Source organism: Limnobaculum allomyrinae, from assembly GCF_016649425.1.
Classification (GTDB): Bacteria; Pseudomonadota; Gammaproteobacteria; order Enterobacterales; family Enterobacteriaceae; genus Limnobaculum; species Limnobaculum allomyrinae.
Genome location: NZ_JADRCR010000003.1, coordinates 212,263 through 234,683, shown reverse-complemented (window position 1 = coordinate 234,683; position 22,421 = coordinate 212,263). Strand labels below are relative to the sequence as shown.

The following is a 22,421-nucleotide window of genomic DNA, read 5'->3' as shown; positions in this document are numbered from 1 at the left end:
AACTTATCCTATTTATTCAGGTACACTCCTCAAAGCCTGTGGATAAAGTGACGATCTTCTGCATGGAAAGGAAGATCTCAGCGCGACTTTACGCTATCATATGTCGATACCGATGATTCGATCCTAACCACAGGATCGAGAGTCACGCTTAGTTTCTGTCGGACAATTTTATCAGTTGGCTGGTTCGCTCTAAGGCACAACTGTCTGTAAGTTCTAAATAAAATAAGAAGTACGTTGTAAGCGGTAGAGGAAGACGCATTTAAATCGTTTATGTCTCTACCTTTGTTATTGATCTTTTGTTCGAGTGGAGTTCGCCGTGTCACTTTCTCTTTGGCAGCAGTGCCTTGCCCGACTGCAAGATGAATTACCTGCCACCGAATTCAGTATGTGGATTCGTCCGTTACAGGCGGAACTGAGTGACGATACACTCGCCCTTTACGCACCTAATCGATTTGTTCTGGATTGGGTTCGCGATAAATATCTAAATAATATTAATGCATTATTGAATGACTTCTGTGGTACCGATGTGCCTCAGCTTCGTTTTGAAGTGGGTACTAAACCACTGGCTCAGATCGACCGTCCGGCGAAAGTGAATGCGAACGGGAATGGACAAACAAGTGCTGCTCGTCCTGCTGCGGTTCGCCCAAGCTGGGAAAGCACGTCGGCACAGCCAGAGCTTTCTTATCGCTCGGGTGTAAATCCTAAACATCAGTTTGATAATTTCGTTGAGGGTAAGTCTAACCAGTTGGCCAGAGCCGCAGCGCGTCAGGTTGCCGACAATCCTGGCGGAGCTTACAACCCGCTATTCTTATATGGCGGAACAGGACTGGGTAAAACTCACCTGTTACACGCGGTAGGCAACGGTATTATTGAGCGCAAGCCGAATGCCAAAGTTGTCTATATGCACTCTGAACGCTTTGTTCAGGATATGGTAAAAGCATTACAAAACAACGCGATTGAAGAATTTAAGCGTTATTATCGTTCTGTTGATGCACTACTGATTGATGATATTCAATTTTTTGCTAATAAAGAGCGTTCACAGGAAGAATTCTTTCATACCTTTAATGCGTTACTGGAAGGTAACCAACAAATTATTCTTACCTCTGACCGTTACCCGAAAGAGATTAATGGCGTAGAAGATCGTCTGAAATCTCGTTTTGGTTGGGGGTTGACGGTGGCCATTGAGCCGCCAGAGCTGGAAACTCGAGTCGCTATATTAATGAAGAAGGCAGATGAAAATGATATTCGACTGCCAGCCGAAGTCGCTTTCTTTATTGCCAAGCGTCTGCGTTCTAATGTCCGGGAACTGGAAGGGGCATTGAACCGAGTGATTGCCAATGCTAATTTCACCGGGCGCGCCATTACTATTGACTTTGTGCGTGAGGCTCTGCGGGATTTATTGGCGCTGCAAGAAAAGCTGGTTACTATAGATAATATCCAAAAAACGGTAGCGGAATATTACAAGATTAAGATCGCTGATTTGCTGTCTAAGCGGCGTTCCCGTTCCGTTGCCCGCCCGCGCCAGATGGCGATGGCATTGGCTAAAGAGTTGACCAACCACAGCTTACCGGAAATCGGTGATGCGTTTGGCGGCCGGGATCACACCACCGTGCTGCACGCCTGTCGTAAAATAGAGCAGTTGCGAGAGGAAAGCCACGACATCAAAGAAGATTTCTCTAACTTAATCAGAACATTATCATCATAACGCTTATGAAATTTATCATTGACCGTGAACATTTAATTAAGCCGCTGCAGCAAGTCAGCAGCCCGCTGGGTGGCCGCCCAACGCTGCCTATTCTTGGTAACCTTCTGATTCAAGTTACAGACGGTTATCTGTTACTGACCGGTACCGATCTTGAAATGGAGATGGTCGCTCGCATCACGTTGACTCAGCCTCATGAGCCGGGTGCGATTACTGTTCCAGCGCGTAAATTCCTTGATATCTGTCGTGGGTTGCCCGACGGTGCTGAAATTAGCATCACTCAGGAAAACGATCGCATTCTGGTGCGTTCAGGCCGTAGCCGCTTCTCCCTCTCTACATTACCAGCGTCAGACTATCCGAATCTGGATGACTGGAAGAGTGAAGTGGAGTTTACGCTGCCTCAGGCAACCCTGAAGCGCTTAATTGAAGCTACCCAATTTTCCATGGCACATCAGGATGTTCGTTACTATCTGAACGGCATGATGTTTGAAACCGAAGGCGAAGAGCTGCGTACTGTCGCCACTGATGGGCATCGTTTGGCAGTATGTTCAATGTCCGTGGGGCAGAAACTACCTCCTCACGATGTCATTGTGCCGCGTAAAGGGGTACTGGAGCTGGTTCGACTGTTGGATAGCAGTAATGGCGATCTACGTTTACAAATAGGCAGCAATAATATTCGCGCTCACGTAGGTGATTTTATTTTCACTTCCAAGCTGGTCGATGGCCGTTTTCCTGACTATCGTCGCGTGTTGCCAAAAAATCCGGATAAAACACTGGAAGCTAACTGTGATGAGCTTAAGCAGGCATTCTCCCGTGCGGCGATCCTCTCTAATGAGAAGTTCCGTGGCGTGCGTTTGCATCTGAATCAAAATCAACTGAAAATCACGGCTAACAACCCGGAGCAGGAAGAAGCAGAAGAGATTCTGGATGTGGTATATGGCGGTACCGATCTGGAAATCGGTTTTAACGTCAGCTATGTGCTGGATGTGTTGAACGCGCTTAAGTGTGAAGATGTGCGTTTATTGCTAACCGACTCAGTATCCAGCGTACAAATAGAGGACTGTGCTAACACCAGTGCCGCCTATGTTGTTATGCCAATGCGTCTGTAAACGGGGCTACTGTACCACTGAATGGCTTTAACCCGTTTATTGATTAATGACTTCCGCAATATCGAATCGGCGGATCTCGCACCGTCCGCCGGCTTCAATTTCTTTGTCGGCCCTAACGGCAGCGGCAAGACCAGCGTACTGGAAGCAGTATATACGCTCGGTCATGGCCGCGCCTTTCGCAGTCTGCAAACTGGACGAGTTGTTCGTCATGAGCAGCAAGAATTCGTATTACATGGTAGAATAGCCGGTAATGAACGGGAGTTATCGGTTGGGTTACGTAAAAGCCGCCTTGGTGATACCAAAGTCCGCATTGATGGCAGTGATGACCATAAAGTCTCTGAACTGGCCCAACTATTACCCATTCAGTTAATTACGCCGGAAGGCTTCACTTTACTGAACGGTGGCCCTAAATTTCGGCGAGCATTTTTAGACTGGGGCTGTTTCCATAGTGAGCCACACTTTTTTCATGGCTGGAGCAATCTCAGACGATTGCTGAAACAGCGAAACGCTGCGCTGCGTCAAACCCATCGCTATTCACAAATTCGTCCGTGGGATCAGGAACTCATCCCGCTGGCGATGCGCATTAGCGAATGGCGTGCAGCGTATGCAGAGGCTATTGCACAGGATATAACCGCGACCTGTGCTGAGTTTTTACCGGAGTTCAACCTGTCATTCTCCTTCCAGCGCGGTTGGGATAAAGAGAGTGATTATGGTGAACTTCTTGAGCGGCAGTTTGAGCGTGATCGGGCGTTGACCTATACGTCAGCAGGCCCACATAAAGCAGATTTTCGTATTCGTGCCGATGGAACGCCGGTGGAAGATTTGTTGTCACGCGGCCAGCTCAAATTATTGATGTGTGCACTGCGTTTAGCTCAGGGGGAGTTTTTAACCCGCCAGAGTGGGCGCCGTTGCCTCTATCTTATCGATGATTTTGCTTCCGAGCTCGATGTTCATCGCCGCAAACTGTTAGCAGATCGTTTAAAAGCTACCGGCGCTCAGGTTTTTGTCAGCGCCGTCAGCGCTGAACAGATCGCTGATATGATGGACAAAAAGGGCAAGATGTTCTCTGTAGAACATGGCAAAATAGAGCATCAACCACAGGATTAATAGTGAGCGAGAAACGCTAATGTCGAATACATATGATTCCTCAAGTATCAAGGTTTTAAAAGGTCTGGATGCGGTACGTAAACGTCCGGGCATGTATATCGGTGATACCGACGATGGTACCGGTCTGCACCACATGGTATTTGAGGTTGTCGATAACGCAATCGACGAAGCGCTGGCTGGCTACTGTAAAGACATCGTTGTAACCATTCACAGTGATAACTCCGTTTCCGTACAGGATGATGGTCGTGGTATCCCTACCGGTATTCACGAAGAGGAAGGCGTTTCTGCTGCGGAAGTTATTATGACCGTATTGCACGCCGGCGGTAAGTTTGATGATAACTCGTATAAAGTATCCGGCGGTTTGCACGGCGTGGGTGTTTCAGTAGTAAATGCCCTGTCTGACAAACTGGAACTGGTTATCGATCGCGATGGCAAAACGCATAAGCAAATTTATCGCAGTGGCGTGCCTGAAGCACCACTGAAGGTAGTCGGTGATGCCGACAGAAGCGGTACCCGAATCCGTTTCTGGCCAAGCCCGGATACCTTTACCACCAACCTTGAGTTTCAGTATGAGATTCTGGCTAAACGCCTGCGTGAGCTGTCGTTCCTGAACTCCGGTGTATCCATCAAATTAAATGATGAGCGTGATGATAAGCATGACCACTTCCATTATGAAGGTGGTATTAAGGCGTTCGTAGAATATCTGAACCGTAATAAAACGCCGATTCATCCTTCGGTGTTCTATTTCACGCATCAAAATGAAAAAGACGGTATCAATGTAGAAGTTTCTCTGCAGTGGAACGATGGCTTCCAGGAGAATATTTACTGTTTTACTAACAATATTCCACAGCGTGATGGTGGTACTCACCTGGCCGGTTTCCGTGCCGCAATGACCCGTACGCTGAACAACTATATGGAAAAAGAGGGTTACAGCAAAAAAGCCAAGGTTAGCGCCACCGGCGACGATGCCCGTGAAGGCCTGATTGCTGTAGTCTCGGTTAAAGTACCGGATCCTAAATTCTCTTCACAGACTAAAGATAAGCTGGTTTCTTCAGAGGTTAAATCTGCTGTTGAATCCATTATGGCGGAAAAACTATCTGAGTACCTGCTGGAAAACCCTGGCGATGCCAAAATTGTAGTAGGCAAAATCATCGATGCGGCTCGTGCGCGTGAAGCGGCACGTAAAGCGCGTGAAATGACTCGTCGTAAAGGGGCATTAGATTTAGGTGGTCTGCCGGGTAAACTGGCAGACTGTCAGGAACGTGACCCGGCACTGTCTGAACTCTACTTAGTGGAAGGGGACTCAGCGGGCGGCTCTGCGAAGCAGGGGCGTAACCGTAAAAATCAGGCGATTCTGCCGTTGAAAGGGAAAATCCTCAACGTAGAGAAAGCGCGCTTCGATAAGATGCTCTCTTCTCAGGAAGTGGCGACGCTGATTACCGCATTAGGTTGTGGTATTGGTCGTGACGAATATAACCCGGATAAGTTGCGTTATCACAGCATCATCATCATGACCGATGCTGACGTGGATGGTTCGCACATCCGTACGCTGTTGCTGACCTTCTTCTACCGCCAAATGCCTGAAGTGATTGAGCGTGGCTATATCTATATCGCTCAGCCACCGCTGTATAAAGTGAAGAAAGGCAAGCAAGAGCAGTACATCAAAGATGATGAAGCGATGGACCAATACCAGATTACCACTGCGTTAGACGGTGCTTCACTGTTTGTGAATCCACAGGCACCTGCACTGGCGGGTGAACCTCTGGAGCGTTTGGTGGCAGAGTTTTACAGCGTTCAGAAGATGCTTAAGCGTATGGAACGTCGTACTCCGCTGGCTCTGCTTAATCAGTTAGTCTATCAGTCAACGCTGACTGAGGAAATTCTGGCTGATAGCGCTAAAACTCAGGAATGGGTTGAATCACTGGTTAATACTCTTAATGAGAAAGAGCAGCATGGCAGTACTTATATTGCTCTGGTGCAGGAAAACAGCGAGCGCGCTATTTTCGAACCGCAGATTCGCGTGCGTACTCATGGCGTAGACACTGATTACAACCTGAACATTGATTTTGTATTAGGTAGTGAATACCGCAAGATGTGTCATCTGGGCGAACAGTTGCGTGGTCTGATTGAAGATGAGGCCTTTATTGAACGTGGCGAACGCCGTCAGCCAGTATCGACTTTCGAACAGGCTCTTGACTGGTTAGTTAAAGAGTCACGCCGTGGGTTATCTATCCAGCGCTATAAAGGTCTGGGAGAGATGAACCCGGAACAGCTATGGGAAACTACCATGGATCCTGAAGGACGTCGTATGCTACAGGTAACGATTAAAGATGCGATTGCCGCCGACCAGCTGTTTACTACCCTGATGGGGGATGAAGTTGAACCTCGTCGTGCCTTTATCGAACAGAATGCGCTGAAGGTTGCTAACCTGGACGTGTAGTTATTCAAATTGTCGGATCTAGTCTAAAGTGAGATGAAATCTAGCAAAGGTGAGATGGCGTCTAATTAGAAATGAGATAGAAGGAGCCAATTGGCTCCTTCTATTTTTTTGGCTTTAAGTTCAGCGGCGATTTTCTTTTCATTTCTGTAAAAATTTTTTGAGCAGCTTCATGAGAAACTGATGGTCTACTATCCTCAATACTTTTGATAACACTCTCTTCTAACCATTTTCTATGCTTATTAATAGAGTCTTTGGTAATTTCAGGTTCCTGTATAGAAATATCTAAATTTTTTTCATTACAGTTATTTTTCATATTAACCTCGATGCTGAAAATATATTTTTAATTAAAACAAAACCTAATCGAAAATTTAATTTCGTATGCAATACATTATACGAAAAATAAAAATTAGAATATTAAAATTGATGACTACAACCCATAAAAATTAATATTTTAGTCATCATTAAAAAATGATAATTTATTATATGCAATCAATTTTAATTCCATTTAGTATCACGAAAAATGCAAAAATGACACCATTTGGACAGTATTTAGAACAAATTAGAAGAGATAGAAGGCTGAGCCAAAAACAGCTTGCATATGCACTTGATATTAATCCCAGCTATGTAAGTGCGTTAGAAACCGGCAAGAAAAGCCCACCCACAGAAGTGATTCTACAGAAACTAATATCGAGCCTATCACTTGATAAGCAAGAACAAGATACGTTATGGGATGTTGTTGAGTTATCACAAACAACAAGGAAAGTACCTAATAGTGTTACATGCGATGAGTTAGTGTTTATTCGTCAATTATGGCAACACCTGGGAACATTAAGCCCAGAACAATTGATAATCATGAATAACACATTAAAGCTCGGTAAATACATTCATAACAGCAACAAATAAATAGGAAAGTTAAGTATGTAAAAACAAAACGGGACACAGTGATTAGCTGGCCCCGAAATGTGATAAATAATACTTTGAATCGCAATTAAAGTATCACTCTTCACATTTCATCCGTCAAGCCAGCCATATCAATACCTACTCAGAAAGTAATAAGTATTACCTATTTTGGTAAGGGATTTTTATGACTTTAAAAAAGGTTGTCGGAGATAAAATCCTGACACAAAGGGCACACTCATGCCTAAATTTAGCCCCCAAAGAAATACATCATCGGGTTCGAGAGCCGATTACCCGCTCTCGAGGAAAAGTGAGGGGCCAGTTCCCATCTCATAAAATGGGCAGAATGATAGCGTGGGAATCACAGCTTGAACGTCGAGCTTGTTACCTGTTTGAGTTCTCATCGGCGATTCAGAAATACCATGAGCAACCTGCTAGATTTGATATTCCTTATGAAGGAAAGATACGACGCTATACACCAGATTTTGAACTTTTATTTTATTCAGGCGAGATCTGGTATGTCGAAATAAAACCATTCACCATCCTTTTTCAGCCCGAAAACTTCAGGTTTTACTCCGCAGTATCAGGAACATTAAACAATGGCGGCTATCCATTCATTGTTATTACCAATAATGAGCTGCTGAATCCAGTTAAAGAACGCAATCTAACGCTGCTTCGTACCTACCAACGCGTAAACCTAACACCACAACTCATTCTCAGAGCCCAACAAGGGCGCTTTATCACGTTAGAACAACTTATAGAGGATATAGATTCCCTAGCTCATGCGTATGGACTCATTGCTCAGGGTTATCTCTATATCGATTTAGAACAGCCAATTACCAACAATTCACTTATTCATAAGGATAACCATAATGAAGACATCTTATTTACATACCGGACTGCGCCTGACTTTAGATAATGAGCAATACCGTATTATACGAATAATCGAGAATGGGATAGTCACTTTAGAACGAAGTAATGATCTGGCATTAATACAACGAACAAAAACTGAGCTTTTAAGCCTTTTAACTGCAGGAAAATTATCCTTTATTGATGGGAGCTCTCACCCCAACAATAAACAGAAAGAAGCAATCTCAGGGGGATTACTTAGGTTCTCGGAGAAAGAACAATCATTAATTCTTAAACGATACCACTATATCCAGCATGTGATCAGCCAACTTGGAGATAAACCAACCAGAAAAAACCTGAAAGAAACTATTAGTCAATTACCGGAAGCTGTTCACCAGGGTAAGCCGCCTTCTGATATGACGCTCTACCGATGGTGGAAAAGATGGGTTGATTCAGGAAATGATATAAATTCACTGGCACTACGCAATCATTCTCCCGACAGGATAAAAATATCAAAATTTGGTCCATCATTTGAAAAATTATATCTTCAAGTTATTGATAATATTTATCTCACTCGTGAAGGTAACAGCATTCAAAATACCTATGATGAGCTATGTAGCCAAATAACACACTTCAATCAAATTAACCTTGAACAGATAAACATTCCTTGTCGGGCAACGTTTTATGCAATGTTACGTCAGTTTGATCAATATGAAGTTATGTCAGCCAGAGAAGGAAAGAGAGCGGCAGAAAATCACTTTCGAGCGGTTGGTAACGGTGTTATCACAAAATTCATATTAGAAAGAGCTGAAATAGACCATACAATCCTAGACATTATGGTCATTAATGAAAAGACCGGACTTGCTGAAGGGCGCCCTACACTAACATTTATACTGGATGTTCAGTCTCGAATGCCATTAGGTGCTTATATCGGTTTTGAGCCTCCGTCAGAACTCTCTGTTATGAGAGCCCTCCGTAATGCGATATTGCCAAAAGACTTTATCAAACAGGATTATCCAGCCATCGAAAATGACTGGCTGGTTTATGGGATACCGTCAACATTGGTTTGTGATAACGGTCTTGAATTTCACTCCAAGCAGCTACGTCGTATGTGTGCTGAATTAAATATTGAACTGATATTCTGCCCCAAACAACAACCCCACTATAAAGGACATGTTGAGCGCTTTTTTGGTACTTTAAACAGGCAAGTCTGCCATCGACTCTCAGGAACGACCTTCTCTAATATACGTGCCAGAGGCGATTATGAATCAGAAAAATTAGCCAGCATTACGCTGACTGAATTACAAGGAATTATCTATCACTGGCTTATTGATATTTACTGTCAGTCACCGCACAAAGGGCTAGACAGTACTCCAGCCATAGAATGGCAAAAAGGTTTAAAGCTAATCGAACCATTACTTCCTGAGAGTAAGGAGAATCTGGATATCATTCTGACACGGAAATACGAGCGTACATTAAGCCACGAAGGTATTCAGTTCAAAAATCTCTTCTATAACTCCCCAGAGGTTCGGTTATTAAGAATACGGCAAGGTCATCGGACAAAGGCAAATATTAGAATAGATTTGGAAGATTTAGGTCATATCTGGCTCTACAATCAGCATAGTTATGCTTACGTTAAAATCCCCTGCGTACAGTCTGAATATGCCGCTAATCTATCATTACGCCAACATGAGAAAATTATAGCCTTGCTTAAGGAAAAGAAGAAATTCTTAACAAATACGCATTCCCTTCTCGAAGCAAAAAGTAAATTGCAGGTATTAATATCGAAAGCTAACCATGATAAATCACTGCGTAAAAGGACTAAAGCCGCCAGGATTGGCAATATCAAAAACACTCCCAAAGGACCACTATTATCGCCAATACAGGCTGATATATCCTTTGATGAGTTAGATGAAATTCCTGTTTTTAAAGTGAGCAACAAAGATGAGAAATAGAAACCTAATCTTTGCCACTACAGCTCGCCTGAAAGACTTAATTATTCATCATCCTCAGTTTGATATAGCCTATCAACGCATTATTGATGCCTATGAAATGAAGAGGCTGGCTGATGTTGCACAAAACCTGATTTGTGTCAGTGAGTCAGGAACGGGTAAATCAACCCTTAATGCTGCGTTAGCGCGTAATTTTCCGGCTTATGATGCCGATGAGAGGAGGATTATTCCTGTTCTTGTCGTCAGTACACCGCCCTTTCCGACGATAAAAAATATGGCCGAAGAAGTATTGGTCAAATTAGGTGACCCTTTGTTCTACAAGGGGTCTGCCGTTGAGAAAACCAATCGAATACTCACCTATCTCATAAAGTGTGATGTTAAATTGGTCATTTTTGATGAGCTTCAGCACTTTATCGACCAGGGAAAGCACTCTTCTCCTCTTCAGGTTTCAGACTGGTTAAAGACCATTATTGATAAAGCTAACATTGCTACTGTACTAATGGGGCTGGAACGAAGTGAACAAATTCTGCAAATTAATGAGCAACTACGCCGTCGTTTTAGTCACCGGATAGATTTAAAAGCCTTTTCCCTTGTGTCAAAAGAGGAATATAAAAGCTTCTTAAGCGTGTTGTGTACATTACAAGATGCCTTAAGGCTACCGGCTTTAATGAATTTAAAGAACGAAACGGTAATTCAACGGTTTCACTTCGCCACTAACGGCATTATCGACTACATGGTCAAATTGTTTATTGGTGCCTACGAAATAGCTATCAATAACCAGCTTAGCTCACTCAATATGGAATGCCTGGAAGAAGCATTTACTCAGTATATTTGGAACAATGCTATCGGTGACCTAAATCCATTCAATAATAAATTCAAATGGATGAGGTTAGACAAAGAAGGTATGCCATTTCATCGGTTCTATTTCGTCAGGAGCTCATTGAATGCACACTCAAGATAATGAAATAGCAAAGGGTCGAATGAAGCTCTGTAAGCCTTTGATATACCCTAAAGCCTATTCTGATGAATCACCGCTGGGTTATCTCAACAGATTAGCCTACCTCAACCATTATTTGTCAGTAAATTGGCTGATAAGAAACAATAAACAATCAATTTATCCTGGAAAAATAACCCATATGCTGGCTTACGATCTGGTTACTGAACAACCCTGGAGTAGCTTTTCATTGCTAGATAATTGGACTAAAACGATTAGCGCATTACCTCAACAATACTTGTTAGCGAAACACGCCCGAGTTTGCCCGCAATGCTTAGGCGAAAATAAGTATTATCGTAGGGAGTGGGGTTTAAAGATTACCGCGATTTGCTTAAAGCATAAGGTATGGCTGCAGGATATATGCCCTCATTGCAACACCCCACTTAATACATTATTCGCGTTATCTGGTACTTGTAATTGCGGGGCTGCGATTAAGTTTTTACCAGCAGAGCCAGTATCAAAATCTGCTTATAATGTTCAGCTATTTATACAAGGATTGTGGTCATCATGCATCGAGGAACAGTTAAATCCATTACCTATCGATAGTCTAAAAGAACGCCTTAGTGTCTTAAAATTTCTAGTCCAAAAACAACGCATCATTTTGAATAATAATAAAAAATCTGTACAGCTAATAGATATGGCTGATTTAAAACCATTTGTAGAATCAATAGGTAAAACATTTTTCTCTGGAAAAGAGGGGTTCATTCATTTTTTAGAACAGATACATAAACCTGATAACTCAACTGGGGATTTGATGTTGTTCTATCGTGAGTTCCATAGGTATATTAGAAGCCCCCTTTTTTCAGAATATCGTCGTCTTTTAGAAGATTACATTAAAGAAAACTGGAAGAGGCCAATAACTGGAAAAAATACGCTGTTCTCTCAAGCAGTCATACTTGAGCATCGTTGGATCCCTTTTACTCAAGCAAGTAAAGAATATGGCCTATCAGAATCAATACTAAGAAAGGCTGCTAGTCAGGGCCTGATTAAAGCAGAACGAAAATTTGTAGGGCTGCGAACATTCACGCTTTTGTACAGAACAGATATTGAAAATAACTCACTAATATTGAAGGATATTATAAGCTTTCTCGATGTAACCAAACTGCTTGGAGTAACAAAATCTCAACTTAAGCAACTCGTGGACGGACAACAATTTAACTATGTGATAAGCCCTGAGCAGGTATATCAAAATGGCTCTTATCATGCAGAACAGAAGTACGGCTGCTCGTGGCAGTTTTTACGCGCTGAAGTTAATAATTATCTATCCAATATTTTAAACAAACAGGCTAAAAGTAAGAATGAATGCATTCCTATTCCGAACCTTTTAAAAATGGTAGGTAATCGAATCGAAACGCCCCTTTTAGCCGTTATAAATGCCATTATTAACGATGAGCTTACTGTCGTTCTTCCAAATGGCAGTAAGCCTAAAATCCGCTCTTTAAGGATTCCTATCAGTGAATTTATGAGTTGGTTAAACAGAAAGATACCGGCAGTCAGCTACATGACAATACCGGAGGCAGCGAAGTACTTAAAAATCAATCAAGAGTTTGCCTACCAGTTGGTTAATTATGGTTTTCTATCTCACACTACTTTGGAAAGTTCAGCGACACGGTGGATAACCGCGGAGGATTTAGAGGCATTTAATGAAAGGTATCTGTTGCTTTCAAGGCTTTCAGAACGATTGGGGATTAACTCAAGGACATTGGCTCGACAGTTAGCGGAGAAAGGGCTTTTTTCTGTCGACTATCGAACAGAATTTAAATTACGTCAGAAGTTATATGAGATTTCTATACTGAACCTGAATATTGAATGATTACGTATTACCTTTGATTTTACTGTGTTTTTATTAATATACCTTTTTGATTAAGTACATAGAGAATTGAGGTTATTATCGAAGTAAAACAATATTATTTACCAACTATCCAGGCCATCGTCTAAGCCAGTAAGGTGTTCACACCAGTAGAAGGTTTCGACTGTTAATTTTACCAGCTTACATTGCAGGATTGCTAAGTTTAATATTGCTGTAGTAAAAAACTCAACTGTGATCAATGTCCTAAATTAGTTTTCCTTATTAAATGAATACTAATGAATATGATAACGTTTGAAAGCTAAACAATATATGTTAATAACTACATGTAATATGAGGTATCTATGTCAGGCTCTGGTGGGGGTAGTTATGGCGGCCAGTTCGGCCAAGCTGATTTTGAAGTTACCTGTGAAAAACTTACGATTGATACTCAATTGAGCTCACCGGACCCACAGGTCGTGACTCAGTTAACAGTCGGCGACATCCTGAATATTGCTCAAATCAATTCTCAGGGTTCTTTGCTTACAGTCGCGATATATAACGGTAAACAAGCCGGTGGTATTGCGTCACCCTATATTCAGCGCCTGCGTGACTGCATTATCCACGGGACAACCTACGTTGCTAGGGTGACAGCCATCAATGGTGGCCAGGTCAGGGTCAGCGTGTATGCGGTATGAGTAACAATCAAATGTTAACTGAAAATACCATTACGATTGCAGGGGGGACTTATCATGAGATCTGCCTCCATCCGGGAAATCACCAGGTTTATGGTTCTGCCGGAAGAGCTGCATCAGCATTAGCAACGCTTAGTGTAAGTGTCGATCTTCATACCTATGCTGATGATGTTGTCAGTTCAGTACTTCGGGATCGCGCTCATTTTGAAAACGTCACATTAAATACTCATCTGGTACAGGAATCAGTCATGTTTCACTACGAACATGGCCTGGTAGAACCTCGCATATTCAACTATCCAGATACACCTTACCCATCAATGACAGTAACAGCGCCCTTTGCTCTGCGTTATGGAATGCTTGAAGGCTCTGCTATCGTCGATGCTGATTATGCAGTATATGATCCCCAGAATGTGGTCAATCCAGAGCCATTCACAGCTAATGGATCCAAAGCGAAGCATCTAGCGCTGATACTGAATCGCTATGAAGCAAAAGCGCTTAGCGATCAGAACGAGTTATCCGACCAACAGCAGGCGGAATTTCTTTATAATAACGGTCATGCTGAAGTTATTATCATTAAACAGGGGCCAGCCGGAGCACTCATTTGCGATAACGGTAATATCTCATATGTTCCTGCATATGAGACAAGCTTTGTGCACAAGATTGGCTCAGGTGATGCGTTCGTTGCTTATTTTGCCTATGAATGGATGCTTAATAAAAAAACAGCTCATGACGCAGCAAACCAAGCCTCGCTTGCCACCGCTTGCTATTGCGAAAGTGGGCTTTTTCCATCATCCGAAGGGCTGGCAGCTTTCCATCCCAACCCCATAAGGCTCTCACAAAAATTCATCGATGGTGGCAATAGAAAGGTTTATCTGGCTGGCCCTTTTTTTACACTTGCACAGCTGTGGCTTGTTGAGCAGGTACAACGTAACTTGAGTGATCTGGGACTGGACGTTTTTTCTCCCTATCACAGGATTGGCCACGGAACCGCAGAAGAAGTGGTTAAAAAAGATCTTGACGCGATACGGCAGGCTGACATTGTTTTTGCGATAGGTGATGCACTGGATTCTGGCACAATCTATGAGGTCGGTTACGCTCGAGCAAGGGACATTCCAGTGGTATTTTATGCAGAGAACGAATCGGAAGAAGACCTAAAAATGATGGAGGGATCGGGATGTATTCTCTGTACTGATTACGTCACCGCAATCTATAAAACACTCTGGGTGGCAGCTCAAAAATGAAAACCGCACTTTTGCTTTCTGGTGGAATGGACTCTATTGCCATCGCATGGTGGAAACGTCCAGATATCGCTCTGACTCTCGACTATGGTCAGCATGCTGCTGAGGCTGAAATCAAAGCGGCTTCTGTCACCTGCCAGACACTCGGGATTGAGCATCACGTAATCCGTATTGATTGTCGTTCTCTGGGGTCAGGGGATATGGCTGGTACCGAAGCGGATCCGAATGCGCCATCCAGTGACTGGTGGCCGTACCGTAACCAGATGCTTATCTCACTGGCGGCCATGAAGGCTATCACTCTTGGCGTTACCCATCTGTGGATAGGCACAGTAAAATCGGATGAAACTCATCTTGATGGCACTTCGGGCTTTGTCAGCAGAATAAGTGATCTTATGGCGTTCCAGGAAAGCGGTATGGTTGTAGAAGCTCCGGCAATTGAGTTATCAACATCTGAGCTTATCAGGATTTCAGATATCACGCCGGGCGGGCTAGCTTGGGCACACAGTTGCCATAAGGCAAACATCCCGTGCGGCAGCTGTCGGGGATGCAATAAGTATTTTCAAGTTCTGGATGATATTGGATATGATCTGGACCGATCTCGGTAGTCCCGTGCCTCGGGAACAGTCGCTCAGTTATCAGCCCGTCAGTTGGCCTGTTGGAGAACCATTTTTTCTGACATCACCTCCTGAAATTGTAGCACTGCCCGTACTAAGTGATGTGATCGAAGGCCGCAGAACCCGGCGTAGTTTCGGCCATGTCAGTCTGGCCCAATTATCTCAATGGCTTTGGCTGACCGGCAGGGTCATGGCTGTAGGGCATTCAAATTACGGGTTTCCGCTTACACAACGCCCCGTGCCTTCTGCCGGAGCCATACATCCCATTCATATCGTTCTTTCCAGGTCTGATCAGGATGGCTGGCAACTTTACCTGCCTGATATGCACGCGTTGACGCCGCTGCTTATTCCGGAACAGACTCGGTCTGAAGTTCGTGACGAGTTATTACCGGTTATTGATATTCAGAATGGTATTGTTGTCAGGTTTATCGCCGAGCAGGGAAAAACGTCGGCGAAATATGTGAATGCTGATAGCCTAATCTGGCGGGATGTCGGTGCCCTAGTTGGTCAGATGGCGCTTGTTGCTGAAGCGCTAGCCTGTAATTTCTGCCCGATGGGCATTACTGGTCATGACTGGTGTGCCAGATTAAAACTGGAAGGTCGTCTGGTGGGTACCGGGCTGGCGGTCTTTGGCTCGCGATGAGCGGGGGCGTAGTTTAGCAAGAGGCTGATGGCGCAGGTTTTCGATCAGGCTGAATACGGTACTGGAAGAGGCCTGCATTTCGTACCAGATCAGTGCATCTAATTCTGACGCTTTAACGCCCATTGCTTCACTGAACTCAAGGAAGAGCTGCTCTAGCTTAAGGTAATCACGCTCAACCGTCAGATTACTTGGGAAAAATCCGGCTAGCAGTCCAGCCCGCAGAATATGGATATCCAGAATGGCTACATCATCGGCACTGAGCCAGTTACGTGCTACCCATGAAGCCGTTTTATGTCCGATGCCAGGTATTGAGATCAGCCAATCTCGAAGAACGCGCCCTGAATCCGTTGGAGGTACTTCCGCATTGAGTTTGTTCAGCGCTGCCGAGAGATAGCGGGATTTCTGTCTGGCAAAGCGGTAATGCACTGATTTACTGCCGGTTTTAATTGGTTGTGAAAGCCATTCATAAATAAGTTCTTCTGGTGGAGGCTCAGCGTTAAACACACCATAATCTTTTAGCTTATTGAATGCGGCAAGACCTACTGCAGCCGGAATGCCATGTCCACCCAGTAGACATGCACCCACTTCTTCTTTGAGCGTTCGTCCGAGCTTGTAATTTACAGCATTAACCTTCAGGCGGCGGGCCAGCACCTGATAGGCCCAGTAGGCCGGGGATGGGAATGCCTCAATTCTGCCCCACGAAACGCCCGGCAGAATATCCTGTTCTGGAGCTGGAAAGTCCAAATTGATAACTGTAGGTCCAATGAAGACCGCTCCCCGCTGTGTCATACTACCTCCAGGCCATATTTGGCATTCAGCCAGTGGATAAGTTCGTTACGCTCTGTAAGTTCCATTCGTTCGATGCGCTCATAAAGTCGGGTGCGGCGACGGATCAGCGTCTGTCTTTCCCGGTAGTTGCTACCCATGTAGCGGGCATCATGCAACCTATCAGGTACATCAAAATTCATCCAGACACATTCTTCGCGAACACCCGTATGTGTCTTGGCGTTGAACCGCTCACAACGCCAGCCGCTGAGCATTTCGTCATAAATTGAATTTTCATAACCGGATACCATTACCATGCAGGGCAGCGTGACAAGTAGTTGTAGCAACTGGCGATGGTTGTCATCTGTATATTCATGACGATAAATCTTGCTGCGTTTGCGTGTGCTCTGAACATAGGGCGGATCGGCATAAATCAGCTCATTGCCTTGGTAGGGGAATAAGCTGAGATAGGCCACGGCGTCATCCTGGATAAGTTCGCAGGAAACCTCATTGTTACCATGCCAGAGGTTAATAACCTGCTGATCAAGATCAATACCAATATTACGGTTTGCGGGCAGCTTGTTGCGCATCACTGCCCCCCCGCCAAGATGGGTTTCAATATATGTTTCGTGCACTGGCATCAGGTTGATGAGTCGCTGATAGCACTTGCCTTTACCACCGGGATATCTCATATACTCATCATCGTCATTTTTGACGATGATGTCAATTCCAATCAATACCGAATATGTCAGAACTTATTTCAAATCACATAAACAATCAGCGAGTAGTTTACGTTTAATCAACACAATTACAGCATTTCTGCTTTACTAACATGATAACAAGATGATTTTATATGATAAAAATGTTTGTCTTGTTATGGGAATAGATGAGATAGATAATGAATACGAACCTTCATGAAACATGTGAAAACACATAAAAGCATTGTGTAGATGTTTATCGAAGGGATACCAGGTGAGGTCATGTTGTTCAAGCATCCGTCCACAAAAGATATGAAACATCCGGGCTTTCCAGTAATCCGGAATATCTTTAACAAAGTTGACGTGAAAGCAGCATGTAACCATGCATCCATCGTTTACCGAACACCGGTGTCATTCTTACTTCACGTTTGTAATTAAACAGGCAGGCCATACTCTGCAAATAGGGGATGCTATGACACACTTCACCAAAAGGATCTGGTCTGAACGTCTGGGTAACAATAACAGGCGGCCTAATGAAATAAGATCTGAATATGATCGTGACCTTTCCCGGCTGATCCATTCCTCTGCCTTCAGGCGTTTGCAGTCAAAGACGCAGGTGCTGGGTCTGGGGGAGAGCGACTTCTATCGGACACGATTGACCCATTCGATGGAGGTCGCGCAGATTGGTGCAGGGATCTTGTCGCAGTTAAATAAACGCTATGAAAGCGGTAAAACGGTTGAGTCTGAATTTCTGCCCGAACAGAGCCTGATACAGGCTATCTGTCTTGCACACGATATCGGCCATCCACCCTTCGGACATGGTGGAGAGGTTGCGCTAAACTACTGTATGAGGGCACATGGTGGATTTGAAGGTAACGGGCAGACGTTGCGAATTCTTACCCGACTTGATAAATATACTGAGTCCAATGGACTGGATCCCACTCGACGACTTATCTTAGGCGTGCTGAAATACCCAGTGAGCTACTCTGAGGCTGTTAACGAAAATATTTACGGTCAGTCACAAGCAGACAGCCGTGAATGGCTGTTCAAGTCATCCCAATATAAGCCTCCCAAATGCTATTTCGATTCCGAAACGGACATTGTCGGTTTTGCTCTCAGCCCCTTTGATGGCAAAGACACGGCGCTATTGAAATCCTTTAGTGAAACCAAGGGGCCGGGCAAGCACAAAAAAACGGAATACAAGGCGTTGGATACAACGATCATGGATTTAGCAGATGAGGTTTCTTATTCACTCCATGACCTTGAAGATGCGATATCACTGAGAATGATCGACAGAAACATGTGGATGGAGCATTTTAGTGACAAGGCTCATCTATTTGAAGACTGCCATTGCAGTTCGTTTGATCTGACAGTTGATGTCGTGGCTGATAAACTGTTCGGCAAGAGCTACCTTCGCAAGGAGTGTATTGGAACACTAGTCCATCTGATGATCACTAGCGTCACGCTCCAGGTGCAGCATCAAAATTTTAAATGTGGGGTGCTTCGCTACAAAGTGGCTTTACCTAAAGAAGTGAATGCCCTACGCAAGGCAATCTTTAAACTGGTCGAAGATAAAGTTATCCGGCATGAAAACGTTCAGCTATTGGAGTTTAAAGGGCAGAAGCTGATTGTGGAACTGTTTAATGTGCTAGCAAATGATCCTGAGCGTTTTCTTCCGTCACAGACCCGCAGCACCTACATAAAAGAAGCTGAAAAAGGCGATGACCAAAAAATGAGGGTCATCAGCGATTATGTTTCAGGTATGACGGATGATTATGCTACTCGCCTGTATGAAAAGATCTTTGTTCCGCGCAAAGGCTCTATTTTTGACAGGCTCTGATTTTTATCTCAGAGTAGAAAAGGTATTTCGAATGAAAATCAAATTCTGGTACATCGTATAACCGTGAACCAGTTCAACTGACGGCGGATATTTACCAACGCTTCTATTAAGTCGCACTAAAGAGGTGTCGGCTTAATAGGGGTGTTAGTTTTCAAGCTGTGAGTCATCAATAGTAATATTGAAGTCCTTTCCAGAAATATTCAGGGTAACTTTATCTCCGTTAACTGATATAAAATCTGCATAGTTAGATAAAAGACACTCCTCGGAATCCCTTGCTCCCTTAATTGTTCCGTAGGCTGTATTGAAGGCAAATCCCTCCGCGATTGAGTATGAGTACCCATCATAGCCCTGTTCGTATAGCCCATCAGCCCCTTTTGGGTAGTTTAAATAAAGCTGTTTGTTGTACTTGGGTTTGAATGCATTAATAACAGCTTTCTCCGCGTCGGCTATTATCCTGTGATAATCAAAAGAGAAATTGAGATCTTCATCGTCTAGCTCACCTGTCCCGCTAAAAGATGCTAGGATGAGTGGCTCTACTTCAAATAGAAGCAGGTAAGTCTCATCGCTAACCCTAGCACCAGGTGAACGTTGATCCTCTGCGGCTAAAATATCCATGCGTGCTTTATGGCCTTTTTCTATTAACCTACTGTAGCTATCCTGATTTTTCTTAGCGATTCCAGCGTAAAGCAAGTCGAATGTCATCATTTCACGATAGTTATCAAATCCAGTGACTAGGCTCTGCTTCCTTCCGCGCCTCATTAGCAAGCCATCGGGCGTAGCCTTGAATACCTGATCTCTTTCAAGATATACATACAAGGAGTCTTTATTGGCTTGAACCTGAAGTTTGAACTCATCAGGTGCACGCTTAAAGAAGTCCATTCTTTCGATATGAAGGAAACCACTAGATGATGCGCCTGAGTCAAGTTTGATTTCAATCTCAAGTAACCCTTCCTTCGATTCTTCAATTTTGCTAAAGCTAGCTTTGGGTCTACCGCAAATCATATAGAAATGACTGCGTCGCAATCTATCAATGACATTTTGGTCGTCGTCAGTAATGCCTGCCGCTTGAGTATTTGAGATTGGCGGAGCTACGAGCACAAGATGTGCACTGCATGCTTTTCTATCGTGGGTTGCCATAGAATTTCCCTAAAGATAAGTAGCTAATAGCCAAAGTCTGAGAGTGCGGTTTATTTCCAGTCTTGAACACTATCTCAATGATCTATAGATATATTATAGCCTCTTAGTATTGTTAGTAAACTGGCGTAGACTGAATCCAGCACTCACACAAGTCACATAACATTTACTTCATGATACAAAAAGTGCAATAATTAAAAAAATGAATCAAATTGAAATCAAATAGAGGTCAAATTAAAGGTGGCAAAAATTCAGGTTAGAAATTTTCCAGACGAGATCTATTCTCGTATCGAAGCAGCTGCTGGCCGTGCTGAACGGTCAATTGAATCAGAGTGTCGGTTGGCTTTGCTAGAACGTTACCGCCCGGAGCTTGAGAAAGTACTATCACAGCGTGAAACCTGGCAGAAAGAATCCGGCCAACGGCTGCAATGGCTTTTCAATCGCTTAGAGAGTGATCGTTTCTTTAGAGATGGGTATAAGCCTGAAACATTTAGTATGACTCGTTTGGCTCGTATGCTGGGTGAAATATCTCCCAGTAGGCTTATGGAATGCATTGAGGGGCAGCAGGAAATAACATTTGATTTAGCTGACCGCATTGCAGGGAAATTTGACGCTAGCGCAGACTGGTTGCTGTCCGGCGAAGGTTCTCCATTTCCTGTTATACGGATAGGTAATAAGGGCTATAAAGACTTTTTCTTACCGACAGATGGTCAAACTGGTTATACATTTGAGTTAATTAGGATCAGCCATGGGCGCCATGAAGGAACCTTGATTTGTTTACGCTATCACCTTGACACACACCGCTATGTATTAGGCGTTGTAACAGAAGCATTCAACCTCGCGAATGGGATGGGAGGTGGTGGTCATTCGGAACTGAAAAAATTTCTGATTTTTCTCAAAACTGAAGGTGCCTCTTTACCTCTTAACACTTATGAATGGGAGCCACAAAAGGAAGAGGATAATTTCTGGGAAATCTTTGGGCAGCATCACCCTGTGTATTTTCAAGACCCTAATTGCCGCACCACAGCTCGTTGGCTTCAACAACTGTTTCAGGGAGAAGACCCCGAAGACTGGTTTAATGGCTGGTCATCAACCCTGCAAGAAATAAAAGATACACCGTTTGGTGGTTGATATCATTTCTAACTAGATTTCTTACGTTTGATATCATCAATCATTGGATTTTCGCTACATCCTAAAATGCAACCGTCAATAGAACCTATTGATATTATTAGAAACCTGATTTCACGGATGACTAGAACCGACACAAATAAAGCAGTTATATTAAGCTGCCCGGAAGATGACAGGTATATGCTGACTTCTTCTGGGCAGCTTTTTTGTTGCCTGCTTATCTCATCACCGGGATAGCCCCTGGCTCGATCGTTTACTCTTAATATGAATAAGATAATCACGTTTTATCCATTTAAATGGCCCTAAACACTCATATAAAAAGTTTATCTACATTGGAATAGAAAGCCCGGTGTGTGCTCTGTTGCCATTCTCTTTGCCAAATATAGGCCATGTCTTATTGAGTACTTTTTGCATCTCTGGCTAAGTTAAAACCTACCCATTTTAATAACGAAATACCGTTCTGAGAGTACGGCTATTTATAGGGGAGGAATATTACTCACCTGTCATCGGTCACAATAAATTATTCATGTAATAAAAATGTAGCTTAGTTGTTTATTTGTACTATTCAATTTAGGCTGATGGATGTTTTAAAACACAAAAAATATTTATTGATATTTTTTATTTATAATGGCTGTTGTAAATATATATTGTGATTTCTCTGAATTATTTTAAATAGTCCCATTATTATGCCTTTTTTTTACAAATAAAAAGAGGTCAGAAAGTGAAGAAACAACACATGAACAGTTAAATGAATAAAGAATCGTTTACTTATACAAAATAAAAATGAATGTGAAATATTATATTGATTGTATCAGCTAATTTCGTTTTCT

The 22,421-nt window shown here is 43.4% G+C and carries 19 protein-coding genes; 15 read left to right on the top strand and 4 right to left on the bottom strand.

Features of this window, described 5'->3' with window-relative positions; translation table 11 throughout:
- Nucleotides 1–316 precede the first annotated feature (316 nt).
- The 4 genes from dnaA to gyrB are packed head-to-tail and all read left to right on the top strand — an operon-like array spanning nucleotide 317 to nucleotide 6,358.
- A complete protein-coding gene (dnaA, locus tag I2494_RS08395) occupies nucleotides 317–1,705 on the top strand; it encodes a chromosomal replication initiator protein DnaA (RefSeq protein WP_218468260.1) in 1,389 nt (462 codons plus the stop codon).
- Nucleotides 1,706–1,710: 5 nt separating this feature from the next.
- On the top strand, nucleotides 1,711–2,811 hold the full coding sequence (gene dnaN, locus I2494_RS08390; protein WP_130589932.1) for a DNA polymerase III subunit beta: 1,101 nt from the start codon (nucleotides 1,711–1,713) through the stop codon (nucleotides 2,809–2,811).
- A gap of 21 nt (nucleotides 2,812–2,832) precedes the next feature.
- A complete protein-coding gene (gene recF, locus I2494_RS08385) occupies nucleotides 2,833–3,918 on the top strand; it encodes a DNA replication/repair protein RecF (protein ID WP_130589933.1) in 1,086 nt (361 codons plus the stop codon).
- Between the two features lie 19 nt (nucleotides 3,919–3,937).
- Nucleotides 3,938–6,358, top strand: coding sequence for a DNA topoisomerase (ATP-hydrolyzing) subunit B (gene gyrB / locus I2494_RS08380; RefSeq protein WP_218468259.1), 2,421 nt, complete (start codon nucleotides 3,938–3,940; stop codon nucleotides 6,356–6,358).
- 100 nt (nucleotides 6,359–6,458) lie between these two features.
- Here gyrB and I2494_RS08375 read toward each other — a convergent pair whose 3' ends face one another.
- The gene (locus tag I2494_RS08375) at nucleotides 6,459–6,671 is read right to left on the bottom strand and encodes a hypothetical protein (RefSeq protein ID WP_218468258.1); all 213 of its coding nucleotides are present in this window, start codon (nucleotides 6,669–6,671) and stop codon (nucleotides 6,459–6,461) included.
- Between the two features lie 170 nt (nucleotides 6,672–6,841).
- Here I2494_RS08375 and I2494_RS08370 point away from each other — a divergent pair, with 170 nt between their 5' ends.
- From I2494_RS08370 to I2494_RS08330, 9 genes are all read left to right on the top strand, one after another.
- Nucleotides 6,842–7,261: a helix-turn-helix domain-containing protein gene (locus I2494_RS08370; RefSeq protein ID WP_218468257.1), complete on the top strand. Its 420-nt coding sequence runs from the start codon at nucleotides 6,842–6,844 to the stop codon at nucleotides 7,259–7,261.
- Between the two features lie 181 nt (nucleotides 7,262–7,442).
- Complete coding sequence (locus I2494_RS08365) at nucleotides 7,443–8,174, top strand: hypothetical protein (RefSeq protein ID WP_218468256.1); 732 nt, start codon at nucleotides 7,443–7,445, stop codon at nucleotides 8,172–8,174.
- Complete coding sequence (locus I2494_RS08360; protein ID WP_218468255.1) at nucleotides 8,128–10,059, top strand: Mu transposase C-terminal domain-containing protein; 1,932 nt, start codon at nucleotides 8,128–8,130, stop codon at nucleotides 10,057–10,059. The genes I2494_RS08365 and I2494_RS08360 overlap by 47 nt, the downstream gene beginning before the upstream one ends.
- Nucleotides 10,049–11,017 carry a TniB family NTP-binding protein gene (locus I2494_RS08355; protein ID WP_218468254.1) on the top strand — a complete coding sequence of 323 codons (969 nt, stop codon included), beginning with the start codon at nucleotides 10,049–10,051 and terminating at the stop codon, nucleotides 11,015–11,017. Before I2494_RS08360 ends, I2494_RS08355 begins: the two co-directional genes overlap by 11 nt.
- Entirely contained in the window at nucleotides 11,001–12,863 is a 1,863-nt protein-coding gene (locus I2494_RS08350) for a TniQ family protein (protein WP_218468253.1), read from the top strand. The genes I2494_RS08355 and I2494_RS08350 overlap by 17 nt, the downstream gene beginning before the upstream one ends.
- A 338-nt stretch (nucleotides 12,864–13,201) precedes the next feature.
- On the top strand, nucleotides 13,202–13,534 hold the full coding sequence (locus tag I2494_RS08345; protein ID WP_140920579.1) for a hypothetical protein: 333 nt from the start codon (nucleotides 13,202–13,204) through the stop codon (nucleotides 13,532–13,534).
- Nucleotides 13,531–14,772: a PfkB family carbohydrate kinase gene (locus I2494_RS08340; protein ID WP_218468252.1), complete on the top strand. Its 1,242-nt coding sequence runs from the start codon at nucleotides 13,531–13,533 to the stop codon at nucleotides 14,770–14,772. The genes I2494_RS08345 and I2494_RS08340 overlap by 4 nt, the downstream gene beginning before the upstream one ends.
- On the top strand, nucleotides 14,769–15,374 hold the full coding sequence (locus I2494_RS08335; protein ID WP_218468251.1) for a 7-cyano-7-deazaguanine synthase: 606 nt from the start codon (nucleotides 14,769–14,771) through the stop codon (nucleotides 15,372–15,374). The genes I2494_RS08340 and I2494_RS08335 overlap by 4 nt, the downstream gene beginning before the upstream one ends.
- Nucleotides 15,352–16,026, top strand: a complete 675-nt coding sequence (locus I2494_RS08330) for a nitroreductase family protein (RefSeq protein ID WP_228350895.1) — start codon at nucleotides 15,352–15,354, stop codon at nucleotides 16,024–16,026. The genes I2494_RS08335 and I2494_RS08330 overlap by 23 nt, the downstream gene beginning before the upstream one ends.
- On the opposite strand, the gene I2494_RS08325 is transcribed toward I2494_RS08330, so the two are convergent.
- Nucleotides 15,970–16,815: an 8-oxoguanine DNA glycosylase gene (locus I2494_RS08325; protein ID WP_218468250.1), complete on the bottom strand. Its 846-nt coding sequence runs from the start codon at nucleotides 16,813–16,815 to the stop codon at nucleotides 15,970–15,972. The genes I2494_RS08330 and I2494_RS08325 overlap by 57 nt on opposite strands.
- Nucleotides 16,812–17,528 carry a DNA adenine methylase gene (locus tag I2494_RS08320; RefSeq protein WP_228350894.1) on the bottom strand — a complete coding sequence of 239 codons (717 nt, stop codon included), beginning with the start codon at nucleotides 17,526–17,528 and terminating at the stop codon, nucleotides 16,812–16,814. The genes I2494_RS08325 and I2494_RS08320 overlap by 4 nt, the downstream gene beginning before the upstream one ends.
- A 433-nt stretch (nucleotides 17,529–17,961) precedes the next feature.
- Between I2494_RS08320 and I2494_RS08315 the strand changes: the two genes are divergently transcribed.
- Nucleotides 17,962–19,329: an anti-phage deoxyguanosine triphosphatase gene (locus I2494_RS08315; protein WP_140920574.1), complete on the top strand. Its 1,368-nt coding sequence runs from the start codon at nucleotides 17,962–17,964 to the stop codon at nucleotides 19,327–19,329.
- Nucleotides 19,330–19,473: 144 nt separating this feature from the next.
- On the opposite strand, the gene I2494_RS08310 is transcribed toward I2494_RS08315, so the two are convergent.
- Entirely contained in the window at nucleotides 19,474–20,466 is a 993-nt protein-coding gene (locus I2494_RS08310) for a hypothetical protein (protein WP_228350893.1), read from the bottom strand.
- Nucleotides 20,467–20,703: 237 nt separating this feature from the next.
- Here I2494_RS08310 and I2494_RS08305 point away from each other — a divergent pair, with 237 nt between their 5' ends.
- Nucleotides 20,704–21,594: a FitA-like ribbon-helix-helix domain-containing protein gene (locus I2494_RS08305; RefSeq protein ID WP_218468249.1), complete on the top strand. Its 891-nt coding sequence runs from the start codon at nucleotides 20,704–20,706 to the stop codon at nucleotides 21,592–21,594.
- Nucleotides 21,595–22,421: the final 827 nt, after the last annotated feature.